This window comes from Ruegeria sp. (assembly GCF_028066395.1).
GTDB lineage: Bacteria > Pseudomonadota > Alphaproteobacteria > Rhodobacterales > Rhodobacteraceae > Ruegeria.
Genome location: NZ_JALCBM010000073.1, coordinates 1 through 13,176, shown reverse-complemented (window position 1 = coordinate 13,176; position 13,176 = coordinate 1). Strand labels below are relative to the sequence as shown.

Annotated in this window: 9 protein-coding genes; 7 read left to right on the top strand and 2 right to left on the bottom strand. The window is 60.6% G+C overall.

From position 1 onward, the window contains the following. Positions 1–1,018, top strand: a 1,018-nt coding sequence (locus MPJ51_RS18310; RefSeq protein WP_298389633.1) for a hypothetical protein, incomplete at its 5' end; no start/stop codon positions are given. A gap of 10 nt (positions 1,019–1,028) precedes the next feature. Beyond that, the gene (locus MPJ51_RS18305; RefSeq protein WP_298389632.1) at positions 1,029–2,501 is read left to right on the top strand and encodes a heme biosynthesis HemY N-terminal domain-containing protein; all 1,473 of its coding nucleotides are present in this window, start codon (positions 1,029–1,031) and stop codon (positions 2,499–2,501) included. 94 nt (positions 2,502–2,595) lie between these two features. Here the strand turns inward: MPJ51_RS18305 and MPJ51_RS18300 are convergent, their stop codons facing one another. After that, the gene (locus MPJ51_RS18300; protein ID WP_298389630.1) at positions 2,596–4,098 is read right to left on the bottom strand and encodes an aldehyde dehydrogenase (NADP(+)); all 1,503 of its coding nucleotides are present in this window, start codon (positions 4,096–4,098) and stop codon (positions 2,596–2,598) included. A gap of 350 nt (positions 4,099–4,448) precedes the next feature. Here MPJ51_RS18300 and MPJ51_RS18290 point away from each other — a divergent pair, with 350 nt between their 5' ends. From MPJ51_RS18290 to MPJ51_RS18280, 3 genes are all read left to right on the top strand, one after another. Next, entirely contained in the window at positions 4,449–5,540 is a 1,092-nt protein-coding gene (locus MPJ51_RS18290) for an alcohol dehydrogenase family protein (RefSeq protein WP_298389628.1), read from the top strand. A 113-nt stretch (positions 5,541–5,653) separates the two neighbouring features. Then, complete coding sequence (locus MPJ51_RS18285; RefSeq protein ID WP_298389626.1) at positions 5,654–6,760, top strand: saccharopine dehydrogenase C-terminal domain-containing protein; 1,107 nt, start codon at positions 5,654–5,656, stop codon at positions 6,758–6,760. Positions 6,761–6,778: 18 nt separating this feature from the next. Beyond that, positions 6,779–8,275, top strand: a complete 1,497-nt coding sequence (locus MPJ51_RS18280) for an aldehyde dehydrogenase family protein (RefSeq protein WP_298389624.1) — start codon at positions 6,779–6,781, stop codon at positions 8,273–8,275. Between the two features lie 39 nt (positions 8,276–8,314). Here MPJ51_RS18280 and MPJ51_RS18275 read toward each other — a convergent pair whose 3' ends face one another. After that, positions 8,315–9,892, bottom strand: coding sequence for a DUF5928 domain-containing protein (locus MPJ51_RS18275; RefSeq protein WP_298389622.1), 1,578 nt, complete (start codon positions 9,890–9,892; stop codon positions 8,315–8,317). Positions 9,893–10,031: 139 nt separating this feature from the next. Here MPJ51_RS18275 and MPJ51_RS18270 point away from each other — a divergent pair, with 139 nt between their 5' ends. Then, on the top strand, positions 10,032–10,850 hold the full coding sequence (locus MPJ51_RS18270; protein ID WP_298389620.1) for a sulfotransferase family protein: 819 nt from the start codon (positions 10,032–10,034) through the stop codon (positions 10,848–10,850). 6 nt (positions 10,851–10,856) lie between these two features. After that, positions 10,857–11,750: an MBL fold metallo-hydrolase gene (locus MPJ51_RS18265; protein ID WP_298389618.1), complete on the top strand. Its 894-nt coding sequence runs from the start codon at positions 10,857–10,859 to the stop codon at positions 11,748–11,750. Positions 11,751–13,176 lie beyond the last annotated feature (1,426 nt).

Sequence of the window (13,176 nt, the reverse complement as noted above, 5' to 3'; positions counted from 1 at the left end):
CTCCGTCGCGGCGGCTGAGGAAAGGGTAACCGAACACACCCAAGAAAAACGCGGCGGGTTTGTTCCGGCCCTGATCGGCGGTGCCATTGCTGCGGCCATCGGGTTTGCGGCGGGCAATGCGGGGCTGTTCACAAATGGTTCCAACACTTCGGACGCCGTTGCCGCGCTGGAGGCGAAACTGGCCGATCAGTCGGACCAAATCGCCAAGCTGACGAAATCCCTGTCTGACGGCCCCGACCTGTCGGGCCTGACCGAGCAGGTGACCGCCCTGTCGAACAAGCTGGCCCCGCTGGAAAGCGATCTGGGCGGGGTGAAATCCAGCGTGGAAACCCTGACCGGCAAGGTCGATCCGCTGGCCGACCGCCTGAGCGCGCTGGAAACACGGCCCGTGACCGACAGCGCCTCGCCCGAGGCGGTGGCGGCTTATGAGGCGGAACTGAAGAAATTACAGGACTCGCTGGCCACACAGCGGGCCGAGGTCGAAAAGATGGTGGCCGATGCGCAGGCGCTGGAATCCAAGGCGGCTGCGGACGCGCAGGCTGCGGCCAATACGGCGACCCTGTCGCGGCTGGTCGGTCAATTGGATGCGGGTCAACCCTATACCAATCTGGTGTCCGAATTGCAGGCCGGGGGCGTGACCGTTCCCGATGCTCTGACCGCCCCAGCGGATAAGGGAGTGGCGACGCTTGCGGCGCTCAACGCGTCTTTTGCACCGGCGGCCCGCACGGCGCTGGCCGATGCGCGCGATGCGGAAAAGGGCACCGGGCTGCTGGCCTTCTTGCAACGTCAGACCGGTGCGCGCTCGGTGACGCCGCAGGACGGGGATGACCCGGATGCGGTTCTGTCGCGGGCGCAGGCCGCTCTGGCAAGCGGAGACGTAGCTGGCGCGCTGACCGAGCTGAAGGCCCTGCCCGAGGCGGCGCAGACCGCCATGGGTGATTGGGAACAGACGGCGCAGACGCGGGTTGCCGCCGTCGATGCCGCGAAGGCGCTGCAATCCAGCGTGAACTCGAACTGAAGGACCTGCCATGCTGTGGTCATTGTTAAAGATCCTTGTTTTTGTTGCGATTATCGGCCTGCTGGCCATTGGCGCCGGGTACCTGATGGAATCCAGCGGCGGCGTGCAGGTCACCGTGGCGGGTACGGAATACACGCTGGGACCGCTGCAATCGGTGATCGCGCTGGGCGTGCTGGTGGTTGCGGTCTGGTTGTTTTTCAAACTGCTCAGCCTGCTGGTGGCGACGCTGAAATTCCTCAACGGCGATGAAACCGCCCTGTCGCGCTATTTCGACCGCAGCCGCGAACGGCGCGGGTATCAGGCGCTGGCCGATGGTTTGATGGCGCTGGCCTCGGGCGAGGGGCGCGTGGCCATGACCAAAGCCAGCAAAGCCGAGAAACTGCTGAACAAGCCCGAACTGACCAACCTGCTGGTGGCGCAGGCGGCTGAGATGACGGGCGACACCAAGAAAGCCTCGGACACCTACAAGAAACTGGTCACCAACAACGCGACCCGTTTTGTCGGCGTGCGCGGGATCATGAAGCAGAAGCTGGCCGAGGGTGATGACGAAACCGCCCGCAAGCTGGCGGAAAAGGCGTTGGCGATCAAACCGCGTCATGCGGAAACGCAGGATGTGTTGTTGAACCTGCAGACCAAGGCGCAGGATTGGGCCGGGGCGCGGTCGACGCTGACATCCAAGCTCAAGGCCGGGTATCTGCCGCGCGATGTGTTCAAACGTCGCGATGCGGTTCTGGCCCTGTCCGAAGCGAAGGATATTCTGGACGACAGCGCCTCGGTCGAACAGCAGGAACACGCGATCGAGGCCAACCGCCTGTCACCCGATCTGGTGCCCGCCGCCGCCATGGCCGCCCGCGCCTATATCGCCAAGGGCAAGCCGCGTGCTGCGACCAAGATCCTGAAAAAGGCGTGGGACGTGCAGCCCCACCCCGATCTGGCCCATGCCTTTGCCGAGATCGCGCCGGACGAATCCGCCGAGGACCGGGTCAAACGCTTTACCGCGTTGACCCGCATTCATCCCGAGAACATGGAAACTCGCCTCATCCTGGCCGAGTTGAACATCGTGGCCGAGGATTTCCCCGAAGCCCGCCGCGCGCTGGGCGATGTTGTGGAAAAACAGGGCGACGCGCGGGCCTATACGCTGATGGCGGCGATTGAACGGGGCGAGGGCGCCTCGGACGCCGTGGTGCAGGGCTGGCTGGCACGCGCGCTGAACGCGCCGCGCGGGCCGCAATGGGTCTGCGACAATTGCCACGACATTCAGGCCGAATGGGCCCCAGTTTGCCAGAACTGCCACAGCTTTGACACGCTCAGCTGGCAGACCCCGCAAACGCCCGAGATCGCCAGCGCCACCGGCGTTCACATGCTGCCGCTGATCGTGGGCGCGTTGGAGGACAAGGCCGACGAGCCGGAAGAGATGGAAGAGGCGGATGTGATCGAAGCTGACGCCGATCCGGTTGAGCCTGAGGTTGAAAAACAGGCCTGACGCGCCGTTTCCACGTTGAAGGTATCATTCCACAGCTGGGCCTGCGATGACATTCTGACGTCGCAGGCCCAGCCCTTTGATCCCTGACTCCATCTCACATTTTTTCGGGCAGCAGGTCGGCAGGGATGTCCTGATAACAGACCGGGCGTAGAAAGCGGCGGATGGACAGCGTGCCGACCGAGGTGGCACCAAAATTGGTTGAGGCCGGATAGGGGCCGCCATGCACCATGCTGTCGCAGACCTCGACCCCGGTGGGGAAACTGTTGGCCAGCAGACGTCCGGCCTTGCGCTCCAGCAGGGGCAGCAGGGCGCGGGCGGCGTCGCGGTCGTCGTCCTCCATGTGCAGGGTGCAGGTCAACTGGCCCTGTATGGCGCGGGCGATCTGGTGCATCTGTTCTGTGTCGCGAACCCGCACGATGATGCCCAGCGGTCCGAACACCTCATCCTGCAGCGCGTGATCGGTCAGCCAGTCATCACCCGAGACGGTGAACAGATAGGGCGCTGCGTGGCGCGCATCGCAACTGCTGCCCATGATCTGAGTCACCCCTGTGCCTGTCGCCACACGGGTCGCGCCATCGCGATAGGCCGAGGCGATGCCGTCGGTCAGCATGGTTTGCTCGGCAACGGCGGATAGGGCGGTTTCGGCGGCGGCTTGAAACGCGTCTGCCTCGGGTCCGTCGATGATGACTGCGATGCCGGGGTTGGTGCAGAACTGGCCCACGCCCATGGTCAGCGATCCGGCCCAGCCGGTGCCGATCTCGGGCCCTCGGGCCGATGCGGCCTGCGGCAGGATGAACATGGGGTTGACCGAGCCCAGCTCTCCGAAAAACGGAATCGGATCGGGGCGGGCGGCGCATAGATCGAACAGGGCGCGCCCGGCGTGTAGCGAGCCGGTGAAGCCTACGGCGCGGATCAGCGGGTGCTGCGCCAGTGCGGTGCCGACCTCGATCCCGTTGCTTTGGATCAGAGAAAAGATGCCGGGATGGGTGCCGGTCGATTTGATCGCCGCGTCGATGGCTTGGGCCACGATTTCACCGGTGCCGGGATGGGCCGGGTGGCCTTTGACCACAACCGGGCAGCCTGCCGCCAACGCCGCCGCCGTATCCCCGCCCGCGACCGAGAAGGCCAGCGGAAAGTTCGAGGCACCAAACACCGCGACCGGCCCCAGCGGGCGCTGGATCATGCGCAGATCGGGGCGGGGCAGCGGCGCGCGATCGGGCAGGGCGGGATCATGGCGCAGGTCCAGATAGTCGCCCTTTTGGATGTGATCGGCAAACAGGCGCAATTGACCTACGGTGCGGCCGCGCTCGCCTTGCAGACGAGCCTCGGGCAGGGCGGTTTCCTGTGTGCCGATCTCGGTAATCGCATCGCCGCGCGCGTCGATCTCATCGGCGATGGCACGCAGCAGCGTGGCGCGCTCAGCGCGGGTGGACCAGCCGAATGTGGCAAAGGCGTCCTCGGCGGCTGCAACGGCTGCGTCCACATCCGCGGGCGTGCCGATGGCAAAGTCACGGCTGGGTCCGTGGGCGGGGGTCGAAGGGAAGGTGGCGTCACCTCCAACCCAATTGCCCGCGATCAGGTGTTTTCCGGTCAACATATTCAGGTCTTTCTTAAATCAAGCCGCGCTGGGCCAGGTTTCGCATCAGGTGGGAGGCCCCGAACCGCCATTCGGGACATTCGGTCGACAGACGCACCGTGTTGGTCAGCGCGCCCAGCTTGCTGGGAATACCGCCCTTGGCGTATCGCGATCTTGCGTTGATGCAAAGAGGGTTTCAAGAAACAGCGCTGATCCGGCCCGGTCGCGCGGTCTTGTTTCAATTGTGCAGGATGACCACTGCGGCACGTGGGGCCTGAAACCCACCAAAGAAACAAAGGCGATCCTGGCGGGCTTTTTTTGTGGACGGATCGATCGTACCTTGCGTCTAGGTGATCTGATGGGGGCAAGCTATGGCAGTTACGGGCAGGATGGCGGCGGTGTTGCTGACCGGTCATGGCGGGCTGGATCAATTGGACTATCGCGCCGATGTCGCCATCCCGACCCCCGGCAGGGATGAGGTTCAGATCCGCGTTGCCGCAGCCGGGATCAACAACACCGATATCAACACTCGGATCGGCTGGTACTCCAAACTTGTGACGGCGGATACCGAAACCGGCGGTGCCGAAGGGTTCGACACCGTGGATGCCGACGATGCCAGTTGGTCGGGCATCCCGCTGACCTTTCCGCGCATTCAGGGGGCGGACGTGTGCGGCTACATCACCGCTGTGGGCGACGGCGTCGATCCGGCCCGGATCGGGCAGCGCGTTCTGGTGCAATCGATTCAGCCCGTCCGGGGGGCAGAGCCCTTTACCTGCATCACCTTCGGGTCCGAATGCGATGGCGGCTTTGCGCAATACACCACCGCCCGGTCCGAGTTCACTTTTGCCGTGAATTGCGACTGGACCGATGCTGAGCTGGCCTCGGTCCCTTGTGCCTATTCGACGGCGGAAAACATGCTGCACCGCGCCTCGGTCGGGGCCGAGAGGGTTCTGATCTCGGGCGCTTCCGGTGGGGTCGGGTCCGCCGCCGTACAGCTGAGCAAAAGACGCGGCGCGCATGTCATCGCGATGTCCTCTGCCGCCAAGGCGGATGAGGTGCGGGCGCTGGGCGCGGACAGGATCATTGACCGCAATGCCGATCTGGTAAAGGTTCTGGGCGCGGGATCGGTAGATGTGGTGATTGATCTGGTGGCCGGGCCGCAATGGCCCGGGTTTCTTGATGTGCTGCGCCGGGGCGGTCGTTACGCCACTGCCGGGGCCATCGCCGGGCCGATCACGACGCTGGATGTGCGCACGCTCTACCTGAAAGACCTGTCGCTGTTTGGCTCGACTTTTCAAGCGGATGAGGTCTTTCCCAATCTGATCTCTTACATCGAACGCGGCGAAATCCGGCCTGTCCTGGCGGCGACCTATCCGCTGTCCCAGATCGCCCGCGCGCAAGAGGATTTTCTGGCCAAGAAACACACCGGCAAGCTGGTTCTGCTGCCGCCGGAACGGGCGTAATGACGAAACATCCGTAATAATGTCGGCCATATCTGCGATTTCGTCAAGATACCCCCTGCGCGGCGAACAAACTGTCCCCCATACTTGAGGAAAACGAGGTATGGAGGCACGTTTTGAACTGGAATATTTGTGTCGTGGGCGCTGGCAAGATCGGGCAGATGATCGCCACCCTGCTGAAATCATCGACCCATTATTCGGTCACGGTGGCCGACCATGATCTGACTGCACTGGCCGCGTTCAAAAAGCTTGGAATTCCGACCCGGCAGATCGACGCCAGCGATGCGGGAGATCTGGAAAAAGGGCTGGCCGGGTTTGACGCGGTGATCTCTGCCGCGCCGTTCTTTCTGACCCCGGCCATCGCCGCAGCGGCCAAGACCGTGGGCGCGCATTACTTTGACCTGACCGAGGATGTCGCCGCCACCAACGCGGTGCGCGAACTGGCCGAAGACAGCAAGACGGCGTTCATGCCGCAATGCGGTCTGGCCCCGGGTTTTGTCGGCATCGCGGGCGCGGCGCTGGCCGCCGAATTCGACGAGATCGACAGCCTGCACATGCGGGTGGGCGCACTGCCGCTTTTTCCGACCAATGCGCTGAAATACAATCTGACCTGGTCGACGGATGGGCTGATCAACGAATACTGCAACCCCTGCGATGCCATCGTGAACGGCAAGCTGGTCAAGACCGCCCCGCTGGAGGATTACGAGGTTCTGGGCCATGACGGTGTGGAATACGAATGCTTCAACACCTCGGGCGGGCTGGGCACTTTGCCGGAAACGCTGGAGGGCAAGGCGCAGGCGGTGTCTTATCGCTCGATCCGGTATCCGGGCCATTGCGATATCCTGAAACTGCTGCTGCATGATCTGGGGTTGGAGCGCCGCCGCGATCTGCTGAAAGAGATTTTTGAATCCGCCCTGCCGCGCACCGATCAGGACGTAGTGCTGGTCTATTGCACCGCCAAGGGCCGCATCAATGGCGAGCTGCGCGAGAAATCCCTGATCAACAAAAGCTATGCCCGCTCAATCGACGGTGTCACGTGGAGCGCCATTCAGGTCACCACCGCCGCCGGGGTGCTGGGTGTGGTCGATTTGATGCGCACGGGCGCTCTGCCCGCGCAGGGGTTCGTCAAACAGGAACAGGTCAAACTGGCCGATTTCCTGAACACCGAATTTGGCCGGCTCTACCGTCCCGGCGATGTCACTGAACAGAACAAGGCAGCCTGAGATATGAAAGACATTGTGATGACCGCAGAAAGCACATTGGCGAAACTGGACCTGACGGCGGCTGAACTGACCGGAGGTACGCTGCGGGTGACCTCTCCCATCGATGGCAGCTTGTTGGCCGAGGTGCATGAAACCCCGCTGGCCGACACGCAGACGATCTTTGACCGGGCGCAGGCCGCGTTCAAGGCCTGGCGCGTGGTTCCGGCCCCGCGCCGGGGTGAGTTGATCCGTCTGCTGGGTGAAGAACTGCGTGCCGCCAAGGATGATCTGGGCGGGCTGGTCAGTTGGGAGGCGGGCAAGATCACCTCCGAAGGTTTGGGCGAAGTGCAGGAGATGATCGATATCTGCGATTTCGCCGTCGGCCTGTCGCGGCAACTATATGGTCTGACCATTGCCTCGGAACGGCCCGGGCATCGGATGATGGAAACCTGGCACCCGGCGGGACCGGTCGGCGTGATCTCGGCCTTCAACTTCCCGGTTGCGGTCTGGTCGTGGAACGCGGCGCTGGCGATTGTCTGTGGTGATCCGGTGATCTGGAAACCGTCCGAAAAGTCGCCTTTGACCGCGATGGCCTGTCAGAAGATTTTTGAACGCGCGCTGGCACGGTTTGGCGATGCGCCGGACGGCCTGTTGCAAACCCTGATCGGCGGGGCCGCGCTGGGTGAGGCGCTGGTGGCCAGCGAGGATGTGCCGGTGATTTCGGCCACCGGATCGACCCGGATGGGTCGCGCAGTTGCGCCGGTTGTGGCGGCGCGCTTTGGCAAATGCATTCTGGAACTGGGTGGCAACAACGCGATGATCGTTGGCCCCTCGGCCGATCTGGAAATGGCGGTGCGGGCCATTGTGTTCTCGGCTGTTGGCACCGCCGGTCAGCGCTGCACCACGCTGCGGCGTCTGATCGTCCATAGCTCGATCAAGGATGAGTTGGTGGCGCGGCTGAAAAAGGCCTATGCCGGTCTGCCCATCGGGGACCCGCTGGCCGAAGGCACGTTGGTCGGACCGCTGGTGGACGAAGCCTCGGGCGCAGCCATGACAGCTGCTTTGAAGGCTGCCGAGGCCGAAGGCGGCACCGTCTTTGGCGGCAACCGCGTGACCGAAGGGGTTCCGGCGGGCGTTTACATGGAACCGGCAATTGTCGAGATGCCGGGCCAGAGCGCGACCGTGAAGGCCGAGACCTTTGCGCCGATCCTCTATGTCATGGGCTATGAGGATTTCGATCAGGCGCTGGAGATTCAGAATGACGTCCCGCAGGGTCTGTCGTCCTGCGTCTTTACCCTGAACATGCGTGAGGCGGAACAATTCCTGACCGCAGCCGGGTCCGATTGCGGGATTGCCAATGTTAATATCGGCCCCTCGGGCGCGGAAATCGGTGGTGCCTTTGGCGGCGAGAAGGAAACCGGCGGCGGGCGCGAAAGCGGCTCGGACGCGTGGAAATCCTATATGCGGCGTCAGACCAACACGGTGAACTATTCGGCTGAGCTGCCGCTGGCGCAGGGTGTCAAATTCGACATTTGAATTGGGGGTCCGGCGGGGCGTTCCGCGCGCCGCCGGACCTTAATCTGAAAATAGATAATCCAGCCGCATGATGGCCTGCGCGGTATCCGAAGGGATGCCCAGGAACCGGGCCACGGCAAGCTCATTCTCGGCTTTCGGGGCAGACTGGCGCAGGCGCAGGTAATGATCGAACCCTGCGCCGCGGATTTGTTCGGATTCGTAGGCGATGTCGTTGCGTAGCGTCGGCAGCAGATGCGCAACGGCTTCCGCTGGGCTGACCGCACCTGCCAGACCCACGCGTCGGGCATGGCCGATCAGATACTCGTCCGAGTAATCACACTCGATCTCAAGCACATGGGTGCGAGCCTGATCGGCGCAGAAATCCTGCACGATCTCAAGGTTCGACGGGTCAAGGCAGATCACCAGCCGATCCGATCCGAAATGTTCGAACAGCATCCGAACCACGGCCCGGCGATGGCGCGAGCGTTTGGTCAGCGTCGTCTCGATCCCGCCCAGATCGGGCAGCGGGGTGTCAAGCTCGTTGAACAGATACTCGATACACGGGATATCGGTTTCCGAGGCGATCTGATCGACCAGCCGCTTGGCCACGTGCCATTTCTTGCAGACGATCAGAAACACCTCGCGTTCCGGGCCAAGGGTATTCCCGGCCTCCCAGAACCGTTGCCCATAGCGCCGCCCGATCCGCCCCCGCCCGGTCAGGAAATGATAGAGGCTGCGCCCCTCGTTCGAGACCTGAAAGGACACGCCCTCGGCAGCGTAAAGCCGACCCAGACGGTCTTTCAGTTCCAGCGCCTCGGGGCTGATCTTGCGGGCGAACAGGTAATCCTGACCCAGCAGCATGTCATAATGATCGTTGTAGAATGTCACCGGCATCCCGTAATCCGAGAACATCAGGAAGGTCAGCGTGCGGTTTTCAATCTCACCCTTCGGGATCAGGTGGCGGACGAGGGTCTGAAAGAACGTCTCATCCGGAATCCATGTGGTCGAGAAAAAGCGGACCACATCGCGGCGCTGGCGCAGGAACTCCAAGATCATCTCGACCGTGCGGCGGCGCAGGCACCACCACTGGCTGCCGATCATGACCTGGATATCCGCCGGAACCGCCCGGGTCAGGCCCAGACGTTTTTGCCATTCATAAGAGGTATAGAACCGCCCGCTTTGGGTGCGTTCGTTGAAATAGTGGCGATAGACCAGCCGATCCTCTTTCATGCCGGTCTTGATCCAGTTGCTTTCAAAGAAATCGTGGCTTTCGATGAAATCCTTGTCGTTTTCATCAAGGAACTGATGCGCATATTCCGCCGTCTTGATCGCCATGCAATCGCCCGACAGCATGTAGAAATGCGTGGCACGGGGAAAGGCATCAACCGCGGCCTGCAGCGCATAAAGCGTGGCCTGAACCAGCGACCACTCGCCCCAGCCGCATTTGATCCGTTTGCGGGCGAAGGTGACGTTCGGATTGGTCCCAAGGGCCTCACGAATGCGCGCATAGGCGGCATCGCTGGCGCGGGCGTCAAAGTGGATCGCCATGCAGTCGCCCACCGCCGTCAACTGCTCGGCCTGCGCGATGATCGCGTCAGGGTCTTTGTGGCACAGCAGGATATAGGCGATCTTTGCCATTCGCGTCTCGTAATTCCCCGTTTCTATCTTTCGCGACCGTGATACTGACGATGAGCGATTGAATAAACAGTATATTTTTGGTTCTTTGAGCCAACATGCCGGATCATCAGCCCGATATCCGGCCAAGGAGGCGCCGCAGATGGGTTTTCCCGGAACATGGATGACCGAAAGCCAGAGCATGGTGTACCGTGTGGTGCCCAAATGTGCCTGCTCGACCATCGGGCAGATCATGTATTATTCGGATCACGGTCAGTTCTTTGACGGCGACATTCATGACGCACAGGGCGGCATGCACAAATGGGCCTTTGACGGCAGTCAGGATGTGATTGCCCGGAACGTGAAATCTCATGGCTCTTACACGTTCACCTGCGTGCGTAATCCGTATACGCGCATCCTCAGTTCCTTTTTCGACAAGATCTGCGGCATCCAGCGCAACGGCAAACGCTATCGCGGCAATCTGGTGCCGACGCTGATCTACAATTACGGGATCGAGGTTGGGGGCGAGGACGGCAAGGGTGAGTTCGACCAGATCGCCAGTTTCCGCCGGTTCCTGCTGTTTGCCCGCGACACGATCCGCTGGCGACGCCCGATGGACCCAGATATTCACTGGTCCGCCATGTCGGGCCACGTCTCGACCCTGATTGCAAATGGGGGGCGCTATGACCGCATCTTCTGGACCGAGCAGTTCAATGACGGGATGCAGGGGGTTCTGAACGGTCTTGAAACCGCACATCCCGTGACCTTGTCCGACATTCCCCGGTTTAACGAATCCGAAGGTCACGGCCCCAAACGCGCCCATCCGGTCGAGGATTACTTCGACGATCTGTCGATGCATCTGGTCTATGAAATCTACAAACAGGATTTCGAACTGTTCAAATATGATTTCGAAAATCCGGCCAACAAGATGCCGATCGGCGAGATCGATCTGGATGAGATCCATGCCAAACTGGGCGATTGAGCGACAATGACGGAAACATCAACGTCGACCATGCGGATACTGGAGCCAGCGCCGCATATTCTGGCGTTTTATGATGGGCGTATCCCCAAGCGGCGACTGCACTCTGAAGAGGCCAATTGGCTGGATGACGGGGCGTATTCTCTGGGCATCGCCAGCTATGCCCTGTTCGACGGGGACGAAGGGCTGGTCTATGACACCGGCATCTCGGTCTCGCACGGTCGGGCCATCCGTGCAGCGCTTGAACAGCGCGGGGTTACATCCATTCGTGTGGTTCTAAGCCATCACCACAATGACCATATCGCCGGAAACGAAGCCTTCGCCGATTGTGAAATCATCACTCATCGCAAGACCGCCGACAAGCTGAAAGACATCGCGGCAGAGCTTGCGTCGGACACCCCGCCAATATCCCCGGTGGTCCTGCCCACAACGGTGTTTGACGGCACCAAGACACTGCGCGTGGGGTCGATCGACATCGAACTGCGGCCCCTTGATATCCACAGCTTTGACGGGCTGGTGATCTACATCCCCGAAAGCCGCATCCTGCTGGCCGGTGACACGCTGGAAGACACGGTAACTTATGTTGCTGAGCCCGCCAGGCTGGACATCCATCTGGCAGAGCTTGAGCGATTGTCGCAATGGGATATCCAGGCCATTTTACCCAACCACGGTGACCCCGATACTATTGCGAGCGGCGGATATGACACCTCTTTCATAGACGCGACGCAGGCCTATGTGGCAAAGCTTTTGCGTTGCAGGGCTGAGCCGGGCTTGTCCGAATTGACGCTTCGCGAGTTTGTGGCCGACCAAATCACCGCCGGATCGGTGATTTACTTTGAGGGCTACGAAGAGGTGCATCAGCAAAACGTTCAGGCAGTCATGAGCCTTCCCGGCGACGCATGATTTCAATCGGGTTTCGCTTTTTTAGCGGAAGTGTTGCTGATCATATGCCAGCGGTTTCAAGATCAGCGACGCATTAGTGTCCGGACTGAGCCCATTCAACAGATGCTGCGCTTTGCGCGAAAGTCCGGGTAGTGAGGGTGAGCAAAAGCAAACTGAGGCGAAATCAAATTCTGCTGGGATGTTTGGTTGCTTGCAGAAAGACGGGTTCCGGCGCAGAATTTTAAGATTGAAGACAGGTAGAAATGAGAAGAAAACCTAAATGAGAATGGCGATAACTGTGATCGCTTTTATTGTACTGAGTTGCTTATTGGCCTACCAGTCTTTGATCGCTTGGGACGTTCGGAACGTTCGTGACTCACAAAGAGCGTATATCAACTTTGTCTTCGATTCAGCTACATTAGGGTGTGTTAGCAGAGCTTCCATTATTCAGACGGCCAAAGCGCGAGATTGGCAAGTCGAAGATGATCGCGAGCCACCTTTCAGGAGTGGGTCACCAGATAACTGGACAGTAGCAGTTCGTGTGTTCATCGAACCTCAACTCAACTTCGCAAAAGAGCCTGGCGTTATGTTCTTCTTTGATAAAGACGACTGTTTGATAGGCGATAAGTGACAAAGATCCACCCTTGCTCGAAAAGACTAGAATCCTAGTAGTTCGGCTCTGTTAGCGGTCACCTGCTTCACAATGATGAATGTCCGGTTTGTCCGGCTACGGGTCAGCCGAGATGCTTGGTTGGTTGGTGGAGGAACGCGGCATCGCCCCGCATATTCCGGTCTAGGATAAATCGAAACGGACGGGTGGCACCTTCTTACGCGAGGCCTTTGTCTACGACCCGGCGTCCGACAGCTATTCTTGCCCGAACAGTAAGGTCCTGCAAACCTATCGCAGGAACTTTTCCATGCCGCGAAAGCCCAACGAGGGCAAAGACGGGTTCATCAGATACCGTGCCTCAAAACACGATTGCGACGTATGCCCACTAAAGCCTCAATGCTGTCCGAAGGACAACGGGAGACGGCTCATGCATTCCGTTCACGAAGCAGCACGAGACCTTGCCCGCGACATCCGAAAATCCACCAGCAACTCAAAAGGCGAGTTTTTCATCACGATCCTCCGCAGAGCCGACATTTGCTCAAATCCACCTCGTGTTTGGATGATAGATGGTGCCAATGAGATCCAGAAAATTCCGGACAAAACGCTGTAGGTTCGCAACGCCCTACAACAAAAAACAGCGGCCCGATAGGCCGCTGTTCTGTTTCTATGGTTGTCTGGATCAATCCAGTGTCCGCGTGACCTCTTCGCGCTCGAAGATTTCGATCACGTCGCCTGCGCGGATGTCGTCGTAGTTTTCGAACGCCATACCGCATTCCTGACCCGACTGAACCTCGGCCACTTCGTCCTTGAAGCGCTTGAGCGTTTTCAGCGTGCCTT

Excerpts from the sequence above, each read along its gene's own strand:
- MPJ51_RS18305 (WP_298389632.1), top strand. The coding sequence starts at position 1,029 with ATGCTGTGGTCATTGTTAAAGATCCTTGTTTTTGTTGCGATTATCGGC.
- MPJ51_RS18300 (WP_298389630.1), bottom strand. The coding sequence starts at position 4,098 with ATGTTGACCGGAAAACACCTGATCGCGGGCAATTGGGTTGGAGGTGAC.
- MPJ51_RS18290 (WP_298389628.1), top strand. The coding sequence starts at position 4,449 with ATGGCAGTTACGGGCAGGATGGCGGCGGTGTTGCTGACCGGTCATGGC.
- MPJ51_RS18280 (WP_298389624.1), top strand. The coding sequence starts at position 6,779 with ATGACCGCAGAAAGCACATTGGCGAAACTGGACCTGACGGCGGCTGAA.
- MPJ51_RS18275 (WP_298389622.1), bottom strand. The coding sequence starts at position 9,892 with ATGGCAAAGATCGCCTATATCCTGCTGTGCCACAAAGACCCTGACGCG.
- MPJ51_RS18270 (WP_298389620.1), top strand. The coding sequence starts at position 10,032 with ATGGGTTTTCCCGGAACATGGATGACCGAAAGCCAGAGCATGGTGTAC.
- MPJ51_RS18265 (WP_298389618.1), top strand. The coding sequence starts at position 10,857 with ATGACGGAAACATCAACGTCGACCATGCGGATACTGGAGCCAGCGCCG.